This is a genomic window from Wolbachia endosymbiont (group B) of Silvanus unidentatus, from assembly GCF_964028615.1.
Classification (GTDB): Bacteria; Pseudomonadota; Alphaproteobacteria; order Rickettsiales; family Anaplasmataceae; genus Wolbachia.
In genome coordinates this window covers 904,002-917,689 of sequence record NZ_OZ034795.1, presented here as the reverse complement: position 1 = coordinate 917,689, position 13,688 = coordinate 904,002, and the positions used below count along the sequence as shown (strand labels likewise).

Here is a 13,688-nt window from a genome sequence, read left to right as displayed (position 1 = left end):
CGATTATTTTCTAATGCCTAACTTCTCTATTAACTCTTGATAGGCTTCATTACCAAATTTACGTTTTATATAATTTAAGTGCTTGCGCCTTCTACCTATCAATATAAGTAAACCGCGCTTAGAATTATGGTCATGCTTATGCGCTTTAAAATGCTCAGTTAAATTACTGATCCTCTCGGTTAAAATTGCACACTGTACAAAAGATGAACCTGTATCATCTTCTTTAATTGCATATGTACTAATCAAACTTTTTTTCTTTTGGGATGTTATTGACATCTAAACCTCATTTCAAAATATTAAAAACACGAATAGGCTTCACATAACCATGAGTAAAACTGCAAATTGCAATAGGTACATTACCCACTATCGTACAAAAAATATCATAATTCTTTAAATTACGCAAGTTATTTAATATAATTTCTTGACCTTTTCTGATTTTCTCCGCTTCCTCTAAGGAAATTTCAACTTTGAACATCGATTTTAAAGCCGATTCAATGGGGATGATGAAACTTTTTGTATTACCTCCATCATCTTCTGCCATCCCACCTCCCTCTGTCATCCCAGTGTCAAGCACTGGGATCAAGCTTATTGCATCACGAACATTGTTTTTGACATATGCTCCTAGAATCTTTTGTCCATTACATGATTTGTAAGTATTTGTATCCAGTGTCAAGCACTGGGGAGAGTAAGTTGTTGTGTTTTTTTTAGTAAGTTGCTCAATTGTCACTGATTCATCTTCCTTAAAATCACCTACCATCGTTCTTCTTAATTTTGTAATGTGTCCAAAGCAATTTAATGTGACTCCAAGATCTCTTGCAATTGATCTTACATATACACCGCTACCGCAGATCATAGAAAAATCAGCACTATTATTTATAGTGTCCAAGAATATCAGCTTCAGTTCATGTATTTTGACTTGTCGAGGTTTTATATTTACCTTTTGCCCACTTCTTGCTAATTTATATGCTCTTGCTCCCTTGATTTTCACTGCTGAAAATTGAGGAGGAGTTTGTGTTATCTCACCAATAAAATCCTTAATCGCACAGTTTATTTGGTTATATTCGGGTTTTATATCGCTAGTTCTAATGATATCACCACCCAAATCATCCGTAGTTGTTTGTTTTCCCCATTTTATTGTGAAATTGTATGCCTTTAAGTCACAAGATAAATACGGTATAGTTTTTGTTGCTTCACCAAGAGCGATCGGTAATATACCTGAAGCCAAAGGATCAAGTGTTCCCAAATGTCCGGCTTTTTTTATTCCAAAAATCCTTTTAATTTGAGTTACAGCTTGTGCAGAACTCATTCCTGTTGGTTTATCAAGATTCAGCCAGCCATTTACCATGTATCAATCTTACATAATTAGTAACAATTTAGAAAGTAGATAAAATATTAAGTTGTTAATAAAAATGCTTGACTAGTGTGCATTGTTAATATACAATTAACTTTTTATTAACCTTAATTAAGGAAGAAGTAATTATGACTACTATATGGAAATTGAAAAATATAGCACCCATAACAAAAATGAGTATTGAAAGTACAGTTGCAACTGCATCTTTAGCAGCAGCAATAACAACATTATTGATTGCTACTAAAGTAATTGCTGGACCTGCGTCTTTAGCACTTATTGCTAGCCCTGCTGGAATTGCAGTTCTGTTCATTGTCGCTGTATATTTTGCCGCAGCAGCTTATGCTTCATATCAGCAAATGCATAAGAATGAAGAAATAGGAGTGAATGTTAAAGATACAGATTTCTTTGTTCTTCTTGTTGATATGGTAAAGAGTGGTGAAGTTGTTGAAGAAACAACTAAAGACGAAAGTTAGCAGGATGTTAAGCAATTACATCTGAAACTTTCAAAAGATGATTATGAAGCATTAACAAATGGTAAAAATGTTGGTGATGAAGTAACTCTGAATGTGTTGCTAAAAAATAAATCAGTTGAAGTTAAATTTAAACACGTTGCTGTTGCTGACGATAATTATAAAGTACAATTAACTAGCGTAGATGGTGAAGGTCAGCTTGCTGAAATGAAAGGAAAGTTAGCTATGGCTCCTGATTCTAAGTCATTAACAGTTGCGGTAGGTGATAAAGATCTTGAAGCTTTAAAGAATGAAGTTCAAGCTAAATTAGGAGAGGTTGCAGTAAATGCAGCTCTATCAAAAATTGCTCAGAAGTAAGCAGTTTTAAATCGAGAAAAAAAGAGGTAGAGTTATCTCTACTTCTTTTCTCTATCATTTAGGTACGTAAGATCTATCCCACACCTCAACTACATCCTCACTGAACTCTATTATCTTTACTTTTTTGAATTTATGGCAGTTGTTTATGGATTGAATCCCTAGATCTCCTATAAAAGGAGTGGCATCATTGCCTAGAATTTTACCACTGCGACAGATTATTAATCTATCAATCAAATTATGCTTTAATAGCTCTGTAATTAATATTCCTCCACCTTCAACTAATAACCTTGTTATGCCAATTTCTGAAACAAGTTTTGATGCCATGTCTTTTAGGCAGACTTTATCGATAATGTCAGGCTCCGATGTCATTCCAGCGCGTGACCAGTTTTCATTATGCAATTGCTTGAAGTTTTCTGGATCCCAGTGTCTGGGCACTGGGATGACAGGAGAAGGTATTGGAATGACAGGAGAGTGTGTTGGGGTAACATCTGGAATAACAGGAGGTTTGTGATTTGAATTGACTATCAAATAATTAATGTTTTTTATTTTTTTCTCTATTTCTCTGTTTGTAATCACCCAAGTTGTTATTTTGTCTGCAGTTTTTGCAATATTATGCTCTTCCTTCAATTTCCCTTGGCTATCGATAATTAGCCTTATTGGCGACCTGTCTTCGAGTCCTGGTAATCTGCAAGTTAAGAGAGGATCGTCATTGATAAGGGTACTACTGCCAATCATAATTGCATCATATTTTGCTCTGAGCTCATGTACCCAATTTCTCGTATCTTCACTTGTTATCCATTTGCTATCACCTGTAAATGTTGCGATTTTTCCGTCAAGAGTTGTTGCGATTTTGCAAGCTATGAATGGTCTATGAAATTCTTTAGTGGTGAAAAAACCGACATTCAATACTTCTGCCTCTTTTTGCATAATACCTTGCTCAACTTCAATTCCTGCTTCTTTCAGAGCTTTAATTCCTCCACCTGAAACTCTACTATCTGGATCAATTGCTGCAATTACTACTCTTTTTATTCCTGATTTTATGATTTCTGCAGTGCAAGGTTCTGTAACTCCAAAGTGGCAGCATGGTTCAAGAGTGACGTACATAGTTGCACCATGAGTTAAATCTTTAGCATTTTGCAAAGCAACTACTTCTGCATGTGGGCGCCCACCAATTCCTGTGTAGCCTTCACCGATCACCATACCGTCTTTTACAATGACACATCCAACAGTGGGATTTGGTGCAACACTTCCAAGACTTTTTTCTGCAAGTTTTAATGCGATCGACATGAAATAATCTTCAGTCATTAGAAAGAAGTCATTTCGTATGAGGTATCAAAAATTCTTCTGTGCTCGTGTATGGCAAATCTATCTGTCATACCTGAGATATAATCACATATTATTACTGAACGCTGAGATTCACAAGCAAGTTTGTTCCACTCTGTGGGTAATAACCTTGGGTTTTCATAAAAACATTGAAAAAGCTCCTGTACTATACGTTTTGCTTTGTTCATTGTTCTGGCCAGTTTATAACTTCTGTATATTTTTTCCATGTTGAATTTTTTCATCTCTTTTGTGGCATTTGCAACTTCTGGTGAAAATGTGACTAGCATATTATTCAAGCTCCTTACATCTTCTACGCTTTTTATTTTGTAGTCTTTAATATTTCTTTCAGTCTGAAAAACGACATCATTTATCATAATTCCTATAGTTCTACTCAGTGATTCATGTATGAGTTTGCTTTGAGCCAATTCTGAATGTTCGCTTTTTACTTCTTTGAACATTTTGCCAATTAAAGGAACATCGAGCAAATCTGCGATGGTTACTAAATTTGCCCTGAGTGCATCATCAAGATCATGCACACTGTAAGCGATGTCATCAGCAATCGAAGCAACTTGTGCTTCAATGCTTGAAAATTCTTCAAGCTTTAGATCATATTTTTCATTGCATTCTAATAACAGCTGATTATTTGTTTGAGATACCGCATTTTGACCGAGTAAAGGACCGTTATGCTTTGCAACGCCTTCAATCACTTCCCAACTTAGATTCATACCATCAAAATCAGCATGTTTTTGTTCAAGATAAGTTAAAATCCTTATAGCTTGAACATTATGATCAAACTCATACTTCTCCTTATCAACTTGAACTAGAGCATTCTCACCTGTGTGACCAAATGGAGGATGACCAAGGTCATGTGCAAGCGCTATGCATTCGGTGATGTCCTCATCTAATCTGAGCCTGCGTGCGATGGATCTTGCAATTTGTGCAACTTCAAGGCTATGAGTTAGCCGAGTACGATAGTAATCATGCTCATAATTGATAAAAACTTGTGTTTTGTACCCCAATTTCCTAAACGCATTAGAGTGAATAATGCGGTCCCTATCACGCTGAAAGCAGCTGCGATTTTCATCTTCTGGCTCTTTAAAATTTCTTCCTTTTGTTTTATTTGGAAAGCACGCGTAACTTAATAGAAAATTATTGTTTGACATGTAAAATTTCTACTATAATAGGTTATCAATAATGAACGGTGGTTGTTATGTCAACAGATTACAATATTAGCTTAACTGACAATGCATTAAGGAAAATCCACTCCCTTGTAGAACAGGAAGGAGATGAGAGTTCTGTTTTGCGGGTTGCAGTTTCAGGTGGTGGATGCTCTGGCTTCAAGTATAATTTTCTTATGGATCAAATAAATAAGAAGATGTCTTTGGGTGACGATTTTGACGATGATGAAGACGACGATTTTGACGGTGACGAAGATAGCGAGGATTATAGAAGCCACTCCAGTTTTAGTGAAAAAGGTAAAGATATAGTAATTAATGATGAGAATGGAAACCCTGTGTTAATGGTTGATAATTGTTCAGCGAAATTTTTAAATAATTCAACTATAGATTATACTGAAGATCTAAGTGGTTCTGGTTTTCAAATCAAGAATGCTCTCGCTAAGTCTCGATGTGGGTGTGGTAACAGTTTCTCGGTCTAATTCTCCCTCCTGGATCTTTTTATAATATGGACAGTGATGTAGCACTAGAGCTAGCTTCTGTGAGTAAGAGCTTCAAAAAAAGTCCTGCTATTGTAGAAGATATCAATCTGAGTCTTACAAGAGGGCAAGTAGTTGCATTGATCGGCAGTTCAGGATCAGGAAAAACAACTATATTGCAAATTGCAGGCCTATTGGATAAGCCAACTTTAGGTGTAGTGACAATAGATGGAGTAAATTGTACGCAAGCCAGCAATAAATATAAAACTCATGTAAGAAGAAATTTTCTTAGCTTTGTTTATCAATTTCACTATTTATTACAAGAGTTATCAGTGTTGGAAAACGTTATGCTTCCTCAGCTTATTGCAAGAAGAAGCAAAGCTGAAGCAAAAAAAAAATCGCAAGCAATATTGGAAAAATTTGGTTTGGAAAGTAAAGCAAGTAGTATGGTATCTGAAATTTCTGGTGGAGAAAGGCAGAGGGTTGCAATTGCAAGAAGCATTGTAAACTCTCCAAAGCTTTTACTTGCAGATGAGCCAACGGGAAATTTAGACCCAACAAATTCTTTGAATGTATTTTTGCTGTTACATTCATATGTAAAGGAAAATAACAGCTCTATGCTTATAGTAACACACAACTATATCCTTGCAGAAAAAGCAGATCACATTTTTCAGTTAAAAAACCGATCATTAGTAAAGCTGTAAATGGAAGAAACAAGTACAATACAAAGCTACCTATAACTTGTACTTATTTAACCAATGGTCATTAACGGAGTATAATTCGCATGAAATGCTTTCATTATTTTTTATACACGGACTCTTTAACTTACGCTGTTTACTTAGAAAGCATCCTGACAGCATAAACATTGCTAAAACGAGAAATAATAATTGCCTAAACATAACAAGACTTTTTTTATTTATATTAATACGTTCATTTCTCTCATTTGTAAAGTTAGGCATATTCTTTTACCCTTATCTCTTTTTTAACTTTTTTGGAGGAAGTGACTGCACTGTTTAAGCGTAGTTTTATATAATTATCTATAATTTGAGCTACTTCCTCTTCTTTATCCCTTAAAAAGTGGTTAGTATCGTCTACTATATGGTATTCCATATGGTTATTTTTTACCGAATTTATTAACCTTTGTGCTAATTCTGTTACATCGCTTTCTTCTGAAATTGTATCATTATTACTTTGTATTATAAGTCCAGGAACTGGGCAAGGAGAGAGAAAAGAGAAATCGTACTTAGTTGCTGGAAGAGAAAGGGCAACAAAACTTACTATCTCTGGACGGCGCATTGTCAACTGCATAGCTACCCATGATCCAAAAGAAAAACCGACTATCCAAATTGGAACGTTGTTAGAGTTATGCTCCTGAAGCCAATCAATAGCTACTGCAGCATCAGTTAATTCTCCTATACCCTTATCAAAAGTTCCGGTAGATTTTCCGACACCACGAAAATTAATTGTCAATGCAGAAAAGTTATTATCGATAAAAGATTCATATATAGTATGTATAATCTTACTATCCATACTACCACCATATTGAGGGTGATGATGTAAAATTAGCACAACTGGTGCATTGGTATCTTTGCTTTGATGATATCTACCTTCTATCTTTTTTGTTGCATTATTTAAAAAGACTTCTACCATGATTGCTCCTAATAAAAACCTGTTTTGACAGGGCTTGATAATGTAAATTATTTATTAATTATGTATTAATTTCACTGTTTTTGCAATAAATTTTTTATCGTGTTAAAGTTAACATACATAATTGGTTAATGGTAAGTGACAAATAAGCCTGTGAGTTTATTCTCTCTGGAAGAAAGTAGTTGCGTGTATGCTGATTATAATGCAACTGCTCCAGTGAGTAAAAATGTAAAAAAAAGTATACTTGAGATTTTGTCAAAACAAACACTAAATCCATCATCTCTGCATAAAAGAGGACAAGAAGCGAGGAAGATTCTTAAAGAGGTAAGAGATAACGTACGTGATGCTCTTAGCATTCCAGATGATAAAGAAATAGTTTTTACGTCTGGTGCAACTGAAGCAAACAACCTCGTCATGAGAGGAATGAAAGGCTATCTGCATGTAATTTCAGCTACAGAGCATCCTTCAATTCTTAATTCTGCATGTAATCCACATATAATACCCGTTAATCAAGAGGGTATTGTTGACTTTTTAGAGCTAGAGAAAATTCTAAGCGAACTTGAAGGGAATAAAGTAATAATTTCAGTGATGATGGCTAATAACGAAACTGGAGTTATCCAGCCTGTTAAGGAAATAGCTAAAATAGCACATAAATTCGGGGCAATCTGTCACACTGACGCTGCTCAAAGTGTTGGGAAAATCAAAGTAAATATGGAAGATTTAGGAGTGGATTTACTTACTTTATCTGCTCACAAATTTGGTGGTATAGCAGGTAGTGGAGTTTTAATATTTGACAAAAAGCTTGTAATAGAACCTACTATAATAGGTGGTGGGCAAGAAAGAGGATTGCGTGGTGGTACAGAAAACATTGTTGCAATTGCAGGTCTTTCTGCTGCATTGCAAAACATTCCAGATCTTCTATCAAAAATGAATGAAGTGGAGAAGCTGCGTGATCAATTGGAGTGTGAATTATTAAGTCTTGTCAGTGATATCAAGATCTTTGGCAGAAATTCTGAAAGATTGCCAAATACAAGTTTTATTTATATGCCGAGGGTAAAGAATGATCTGCAGCTCATGCATTTTGACTTAAATAATATTGCAGTCAGCAATGGTTCTGCATGCTCTTCTGGAAAAGTTGGGCCTTCTCATGTTTTGCTTGCAATGGGAGCAACAAAAGAGCAAGCAGAATGTTCAATTAGAATCAGTATAGGTCCGGAGGTTAAACCGCGAGACATAGAAAAAATAGTGGATTGTTGGTATAGTATCTATAAGAAGAATGCTTTAGTAAATGCAAAAACTACTTTCACCATTCCCCTTAAATCATGATAGAGGGAATGGTGAAAGTAATTTCTATTGCCAGAGGTTGTTATAATAGTTAAATGCTGCTGAAAACCGATTTGCTTATAGTTATGGAAGAAATTCTCTAATTGCATACCACACCATTCAATTGTAGTATGTCATTTTATACTTGATAAAAACGCTGTATTGTATTATAATATATCATCAAGAGATAATAAGGAGTTACATATGTCTTATATGAAAAACGAACAGGATATTCGCTCTCAGGGCGTTTATTATAGTGCTGGACTCAGGAGTTACCTAACTAAAGTATACAATTATATGGCTTTAGCTTTAGGTGTTACAGGGCTTGTTGCGTTTTTAACAGTGTTTTCTGGTCTTTTCCAGGTGATTTATTCCAATCCTGTTCTATCGCTTGTGGTAATGCTATCTCCAGTTGCATTGGTGTTTTATATGTCTTTTAGGCTTCAACACCTAAGTGCTCAGTCAACACTTACTGTATTTTTTCTATTCTCAGTTTTAATGGGAATTTCTTTATCTCATATTTTTATAATTTATACTGCAGAAAATATAGCGAGAGCATTTTTCATTACATCGATCATGTTTGGTTCTATGGCTTTATATGGTAATACTACAAAAAAAGATCTTACCAGCATGGGTTCTTTTTTGATTATGGGAATCTGGGGGTTAATCATTGCATCTATAGTTAATCTGTTTCTTGGAAGCAGTCCTCTCTATTTTGCAATATCGTTTGTATCAGTGATAGTGTTTACTTTAATGACCGCATACGATGCTCAGAGAATCAAAGATGTTTATTATAGATATAATGATGGCTCAGAAGTTGCAACTACTAAGCTGGCAATACTTGGTGCAACTAATCTTTACTTTGACTTCATCAATATATTCCTCAATTTACTCAGGTTACTTAACTTGTTCAACAATAAGGATTAGATGATTTCCTTTTTAAGGGGAAACAATAAAAGTTCTATAGTTTTCCTCCTAATATCTTTAGTGGTATTGATGCTGTGTCTTGCATATGCTTCAGTACCGTTGTATAGCATCTTTTGTAAAGCTACTGGATATGGTGGCACAACGAGAAAAGTAACTAATGCAACAATAAATGCAACTGACCAAAAAATCAGGGTTCACCTTAATGCTGATATAATATCAGGTCTGCCTTGGGAATTTAAATCAGAAACTAACTACATCGATACAAATATAGGGCAACAAAGTTTAGTATTTTATTATGCAAAAAATTTATCTGATCAGCCTTCTTTTGGAATGGCAGTGTATAATGTCACACCTTTTAAAGCAGGTAAATATTTCAATAAAGTTGCATGCTTTTGTTTTGAAGAGCAAATGCTGCTACCAAAACAAAAAGCGGCTATGCCCGTATCCTTTTACGTAGACCCTGAAATAATGCGTGACAATAGTACAAAAGATTTAAGTGAAATAACACTATCATATACGTTTTTTAAGCTTAAATAACAAACCTTTTCCTATTGTAATCCGAACAAGGTTGTACGATACATCTATTGAATTGAGCAGGAGCTCTTATTTGCTTTTTGCACACTGACTACTTGTGTTTCAGTGTTCGTTGTTGCTAATTCCCATCCTTCATTATTTGCTTCACAAGCATTCCAACATTGAGCCAACTCCTTATTATTTTTTACAGAATCTGGTATTTCTATGTTGGGTTTTTTTTCTAATGTATGCTCAATTAGAATTTTACAGCAATCCTTGGATTTCGTTGACTTATCTCTACCATATAATTTAGCAACATAGTCTAAAGCGGTATTTCCACCATAGTTTTCATTTGGGTTATCATTTACTCCCGCTTTTATGAGAGCTTTTAATATATCTGGAGAACGAGCCAAAACGCAGGCATGTAAATATCCTTTTTCATTTTGCACATTAGCTCCTGCTTTTATTAAAACTTGCGCTAAATTTGTTAAAGTGTATAATTTATAATTAATGGCAATAGAAAAAAGACTATCTATTGGAAAGCCATCATAATCTTTCAAGTCAAATTGGTGATTAATATCAAATCCTTTTTTTTCCCAAGAAGTATATAAATATTTACAATAATCTCTTTTTTTATCTGATTTTTGTATTCTATATTCTAACCTTTCTTTTATTTTTTTTATTACATTGTTAACATCCAAATCATTATCTTCATCCACTTTGCACAACACATTGAATAAAACACCATAAAGCCAAATTTCTCTGTTCATGATAATTTGTGCCTCAAAACTATTAACAATACGCTTATGTAGTGTATAAACTCTAAATAACATTTTGCAAAAATATTAATTGCTAGATAACATAATTAAAGTTTTTGTCTTACATTTATCATGGTTAGAGCTATACAAATTAAAAAAACTGGGGGGCCAGAAGTATTAGAATTTGTAGATAAGAGCATAGGTGAGCCAAAAGATGAGGAAGTCTTAATACGTCATACAACTATCGGCTTAAATCGTTATGATTTAGAACACAGAAAAGGTACACGCAAAATTAAAGATCTGCCATCAGTACTTGGAGTAGAGGCAGTAGGAGTTGTTGAAAAGCTTGGTAAAAAAATTAGTGATGGACTTAAGGTTGGAGATAGAGTTGGATATTGCACAGCTCCTCCAGGGGCATATTGTGAAAAGCGCATTGTACACCAGAAATATTTGATAAAAATTCCGAATGATATACCTGATGAAGTTGCTGCTGCAGTATTGTTTAAAGGTATGACAGCTCACTATTTAGTTAATCAATCTTATAAAATCAGGCCTGGTGCTTTTGTACTAGTTCATGGAGCTAATGGTGGTTTGGGGCAAATAATATGCCAATGGGCAAAGGATAAAAAAGGTATAGTGATAGGTTCTATAAGCTCTGACGAAAAAATGAAGATAGCTTTACAAAGTGGCTGCACATACGCAATAAACTACAATGATAAAGACTTCGTTTCTAAAATCATGGAGATTACGAAAAATAGAGGAGTAGGTGCAGTGTATGACCCTATAGGTTACGCTACAAGCAAGCTCTCTTTTGAATCTTTAGGTAAGTTTGGCATATATGTTTCCTATGGGCAGATATCAGGTAATGCTCCTATTAATTTCTCTTTACTTAGTTCGCGTTCGTTATTTGCAGCTGGAACTTCGATATATCACTACAAGCACAATAGACTTACGTTAGTGCTTACTGCAATGGAAATTTTTGAAATGATAAGAAAAAAACTTTTAATTGTACGAATTAATAAAAAATATAAATTTGATGAAATAATAGAGGCTCATCGTGACATGGAAAATAGAAAAGTAAGTGGGCTAAATATTATCAAAGTTTCTTAAATAACTTAGTAACCTAAAATAATTATTCATTAAGTCATATCAACAAGAATTTCACATGGTTAATTTTCTTTTTGGGAGAGTTAAAAGCATACAGCTGTAGCTAAACTGACTGAGATTTTTATACCGGACTAGTTTGAAAAACTTGTCATTCTGCTACTCGTTAGTGGCGTGGTAATGCAATGTTTTATCTATAGATATTATGTTCACAGTAGTTTCAAAAGAAGCTAAGTAAATAAGTTATATTTCAAATTAGATTTGGTGTCACATCTAACATTATAAGTATTATCACTTCAATAGTATATGGAGCTGTTATTTTTCTTTTAAATGAATGCTTTTTTCTGTTTTACAATAGTTTTAGAGTTGAGGTTATAGTACTTAGAAAGTTTACATTGCTTTATGAATTGTCTCTGTTGTTCTGATATATCCAGTAATCATAAGTTCTCCTTTAATGGCATTTTGTTCTCATATTTTATATACCATTACACTCTGGGACCATACATATAAGGCTAAAGTGTGCTGAAAGTCAATTAAAATTACTTAATAAATTGACTATATAAACTAAAAATGCTATTATTATATTATTAATTTTAAATGGGGGTAAATATTATGGGCTATACAAGAACACAACTAAAACAGGCAAGGCAAGCAAAAAGTAACCTAGAAAAGAAAATTGAATCAAAACTGGAACTAGGATTAGTAATATTAACAGGAGGAGTAGTAGTAACACTAATACTAGGAATGGCAGCTGGTACCGGGGCTCTTGCAGGTTTAGCTCTAAGTTATGTTAACTTGCCACCTCTCATTGCAGGTGGAATCATTGGTTCTGCAATGTTATTAGTAGGCTTAATCAAGGCTTGTTTTTTCTCAAAAACTACAAATCTCAATTATATACCAAAAGGCATGTCCGAAAAACATGAACAAATTTTGAGAGAATATAGCAACAGCACTGAATATAAAATTAAAAATTATGCACATACTATCAGTAGTATTGGTGTTTCTTTTGGAGTTGGAGCAGGACTAGTTGCTCTTGGTTTTACATCACCAGCAGCTATAGGTGCTTTAACTTTTGTAGTGAGTGTGATTGCTTGTATTCCTTTAAATTTCTTAATTGATAAAGTAATTGAGAGCTTTTTTCCAGAAGGAAATAAACAGCCAGGTAGCTCAGTTGATAGCGATGTGAAAATTGTTGATGGGGAGATATACAAAGGAAATAAACAGTCAGGTAGCTCAGTTGATAGCGATGTGAAGATTGTTGATGGGTATATGTACAGGAGAGTATTTTAAGAAACGATAGATAGAAGTTTTTGAAGAGGATTTAGCCCATTTTTTTGTGTTAAGTATAATTGAATTATCCGCTCAAGTCCTAATCCTGCATAGCTAGTTGATTTTCCCATCCAAGAATCATTTTATTAGCTTGCCTTAATGTTTCAACAGAAGGCAAGTCTTCTGTGCTGAGTGGTAGGCGGACAGTTTTGTGTTCTATAAGCCCAATGTCATGCAAGAGTGCTTTAGTAGGTATTGGATTGCTGGCAGTAAATAGAGTTTTGCAAGCTTGTTGCCAACTGTCTGCCTGAGGGTTCTCGCCACTCATGCATTGCTTAACATATTCATGTACTACACGTGGCCAAACATTGGCAGCAACAGAAACCAGACCAGCCGCACCCTTAGCAGCCATATCGGGTATCATATTATCATCTCCGCAAAAGACCTCAATATTTGGTGCAACTTTCTTATACTGAGTTAAAGTATCAACGGTGCCACTTGAATCTTTGATAGCCCAAAATTTTTCGTGGCTGGATAAGTTGCGTACAGTTTCAGCGTGAAGACTCACTCCTGCTCTTGATGGAATATTGTAAAGCATGGCTGGCACATGTGCTTTTTCAAGCAGCTTTTCAAACCATAAAGTTTGCCCCATGATTCCAGGCTTTGCATAAATGGGAGTTGTCATTAGATAGCCATGAATAGGCATACCCTTGCAAAAATCAAGCCATTCAAGAGTCTGATATAGATTCACTCCTGGTACACCAATTATAATTTTCGTATTTAATTTTAGCTCACATACAAATTCAACTAATGTGCGCTTTTCAGAATCAGTAAGTGATAAGCTTTCACCTGTGCTACCTAGCAACACTACACCATTTTCAGTTTCAGCTTGCATTGTTAGTAAACGCTGCAAGCTTTGGTAATCTATACTATCTCCACTGCAATTAAAAGGAGTAACACAAGCAGTCCATAAAAATGTAGATTTCAATTGA

Annotated in this window: 16 protein-coding genes; 9 read left to right on the top strand and 7 right to left on the bottom strand. The window is 34.6% G+C overall.

The genetic code is table 11. The annotated features are described in order from the left end of the window. Positions 1-3: 3 nt before the first annotated feature. Positions 4-276, bottom strand: a complete 273-nt coding sequence (gene rpsO / locus ABWU65_RS04235) for a 30S ribosomal protein S15 (protein ID WP_007302237.1) — start codon at positions 274-276, stop codon at positions 4-6. A 7-nt stretch (positions 277-283) separates the two neighbouring features. Further along, a complete protein-coding gene (gene truB, locus ABWU65_RS04230; RefSeq protein ID WP_265024849.1) occupies positions 284-1,345 on the bottom strand; it encodes a tRNA pseudouridine(55) synthase TruB in 1,062 nt (353 codons plus the stop codon). A 134-nt stretch (positions 1,346-1,479) separates the two neighbouring features. Between truB and ABWU65_RS04225 the strand changes: the two genes are divergently transcribed. Then, positions 1,480-1,824, top strand: a complete 345-nt coding sequence (locus ABWU65_RS04225) for a hypothetical protein (protein ID WP_353280340.1) — start codon at positions 1,480-1,482, stop codon at positions 1,822-1,824. A gap of 93 nt (positions 1,825-1,917) precedes the next feature. Then, positions 1,918-2,178, top strand: a complete 261-nt coding sequence (locus tag ABWU65_RS04220; RefSeq protein WP_353280339.1) for a hypothetical protein — start codon at positions 1,918-1,920, stop codon at positions 2,176-2,178. A gap of 54 nt (positions 2,179-2,232) precedes the next feature. Here ABWU65_RS04220 and ribD read toward each other — a convergent pair whose 3' ends face one another. Together ribD and ABWU65_RS04210 are read right to left on the bottom strand one after the other, a co-directional pair. After that, positions 2,233-3,483, bottom strand: a complete 1,251-nt coding sequence (ribD, locus tag ABWU65_RS04215) for a bifunctional diaminohydroxyphosphoribosylaminopyrimidine deaminase/5-amino-6-(5-phosphoribosylamino)uracil reductase RibD (protein WP_353280337.1) — start codon at positions 3,481-3,483, stop codon at positions 2,233-2,235. After that, positions 3,483-4,664 carry a deoxyguanosinetriphosphate triphosphohydrolase gene (locus tag ABWU65_RS04210; RefSeq protein WP_353280336.1) on the bottom strand — a complete coding sequence of 394 codons (1,182 nt, stop codon included), beginning with the start codon at positions 4,662-4,664 and terminating at the stop codon, positions 3,483-3,485. The genes ribD and ABWU65_RS04210 overlap by 1 nt, the downstream gene beginning before the upstream one ends. Positions 4,665-4,711: 47 nt before the next feature. On the opposite strand from ABWU65_RS04210, the gene ABWU65_RS04205 reads away from it, so the two are divergent. Next, complete coding sequence (locus ABWU65_RS04205) at positions 4,712-5,158, top strand: HesB/IscA family protein (RefSeq protein WP_264685536.1); 447 nt, start codon at positions 4,712-4,714, stop codon at positions 5,156-5,158. Positions 5,159-5,184: 26 nt separating this feature from the next. Next, entirely contained in the window at positions 5,185-5,859 is a 675-nt protein-coding gene (locus tag ABWU65_RS04200) for an ABC transporter ATP-binding protein (protein ID WP_019236789.1), read from the top strand. Between the two features lie 247 nt (positions 5,860-6,106). On the opposite strand, the gene ABWU65_RS04195 is transcribed toward ABWU65_RS04200, so the two are convergent. After that, entirely contained in the window at positions 6,107-6,805 is a 699-nt protein-coding gene (locus ABWU65_RS04195) for an alpha/beta hydrolase (RefSeq protein WP_353280335.1), read from the bottom strand. A 135-nt stretch (positions 6,806-6,940) separates the two neighbouring features. Between ABWU65_RS04195 and ABWU65_RS04190 the strand changes: the two genes are divergently transcribed. From ABWU65_RS04190 to ABWU65_RS04180, 3 genes are all read left to right on the top strand, one after another. After that, positions 6,941-8,128: a cysteine desulfurase family protein gene (locus ABWU65_RS04190; protein WP_007302229.1), complete on the top strand. Its 1,188-nt coding sequence runs from the start codon at positions 6,941-6,943 to the stop codon at positions 8,126-8,128. A gap of 201 nt (positions 8,129-8,329) precedes the next feature. Further along, positions 8,330-9,052 (top strand): Bax inhibitor-1/YccA family protein, encoded by a 723-nt coding sequence (locus tag ABWU65_RS04185; RefSeq protein ID WP_007302228.1) that lies wholly within the window; start codon positions 8,330-8,332, stop codon positions 9,050-9,052. Then, positions 9,053-9,589, top strand: coding sequence for a cytochrome c oxidase assembly protein (locus ABWU65_RS04180; RefSeq protein ID WP_010407017.1), 537 nt, complete (start codon positions 9,053-9,055; stop codon positions 9,587-9,589). 44 nt (positions 9,590-9,633) lie between these two features. Here ABWU65_RS04180 and ABWU65_RS04175 read toward each other — a convergent pair whose 3' ends face one another. After that, entirely contained in the window at positions 9,634-10,398 is a 765-nt protein-coding gene (locus tag ABWU65_RS04175; protein ID WP_265024852.1) for an ankyrin repeat domain-containing protein, read from the bottom strand. A 57-nt stretch (positions 10,399-10,455) separates the two neighbouring features. Here ABWU65_RS04175 and ABWU65_RS04170 point away from each other — a divergent pair, with 57 nt between their 5' ends. Then, entirely contained in the window at positions 10,456-11,433 is a 978-nt protein-coding gene (locus ABWU65_RS04170; protein ID WP_007302226.1) for a quinone oxidoreductase family protein, read from the top strand. Between the two features lie 606 nt (positions 11,434-12,039). After that, entirely contained in the window at positions 12,040-12,717 is a 678-nt protein-coding gene (locus tag ABWU65_RS04165; protein WP_353280334.1) for a hypothetical protein, read from the top strand. Positions 12,718-12,796: 79 nt separating this feature from the next. On the opposite strand, the gene dapA is transcribed toward ABWU65_RS04165, so the two are convergent. Beyond that, positions 12,797-13,684 carry a 4-hydroxy-tetrahydrodipicolinate synthase gene (dapA, locus tag ABWU65_RS04160; RefSeq protein WP_353280333.1) on the bottom strand — a complete coding sequence of 296 codons (888 nt, stop codon included), beginning with the start codon at positions 13,682-13,684 and terminating at the stop codon, positions 12,797-12,799. Positions 13,685-13,688: the final 4 nt, after the last annotated feature.

What these genes read in the sequence shown, in the direction of transcription:
- ABWU65_RS04175 (WP_265024852.1), bottom strand. Translation starts at nt 10,398, where the DNA reads ATGTTATTTAGAGTTTATACACTACATAAGCGTATTGTTAATAGTTTT.
- ABWU65_RS04185 (WP_007302228.1), top strand. Translation starts at nt 8,330, where the DNA reads ATGTCTTATATGAAAAACGAACAGGATATTCGCTCTCAGGGCGTTTAT.
- ABWU65_RS04200 (WP_019236789.1), top strand. Translation starts at nt 5,185, where the DNA reads ATGGACAGTGATGTAGCACTAGAGCTAGCTTCTGTGAGTAAGAGCTTC.
- rpsO (WP_007302237.1), bottom strand. Translation starts at nt 276, where the DNA reads ATGTCAATAACATCCCAAAAGAAAAAAAGTTTGATTAGTACATATGCA.
- ABWU65_RS04225 (WP_353280340.1), top strand. Translation starts at nt 1,480, where the DNA reads ATGACTACTATATGGAAATTGAAAAATATAGCACCCATAACAAAAATG.
- ABWU65_RS04210 (WP_353280336.1), bottom strand. Translation starts at nt 4,664, where the DNA reads ATGTCAAACAATAATTTTCTATTAAGTTACGCGTGCTTTCCAAATAAA.
- ABWU65_RS04195 (WP_353280335.1), bottom strand. Translation starts at nt 6,805, where the DNA reads ATGGTAGAAGTCTTTTTAAATAATGCAACAAAAAAGATAGAAGGTAGA.
- ABWU65_RS04170 (WP_007302226.1), top strand. Translation starts at nt 10,456, where the DNA reads ATGGTTAGAGCTATACAAATTAAAAAAACTGGGGGGCCAGAAGTATTA.
- ABWU65_RS04165 (WP_353280334.1), top strand. Translation starts at nt 12,040, where the DNA reads ATGGGCTATACAAGAACACAACTAAAACAGGCAAGGCAAGCAAAAAGT.
- ABWU65_RS04205 (WP_264685536.1), top strand. Translation starts at nt 4,712, where the DNA reads ATGTCAACAGATTACAATATTAGCTTAACTGACAATGCATTAAGGAAA.
- ABWU65_RS04180 (WP_010407017.1), top strand. Translation starts at nt 9,053, where the DNA reads ATGATTTCCTTTTTAAGGGGAAACAATAAAAGTTCTATAGTTTTCCTC.
- truB (WP_265024849.1), bottom strand. Translation starts at nt 1,345, where the DNA reads ATGGTAAATGGCTGGCTGAATCTTGATAAACCAACAGGAATGAGTTCT.
- ribD (WP_353280337.1), bottom strand. Translation starts at nt 3,483, where the DNA reads ATGACTGAAGATTATTTCATGTCGATCGCATTAAAACTTGCAGAAAAA.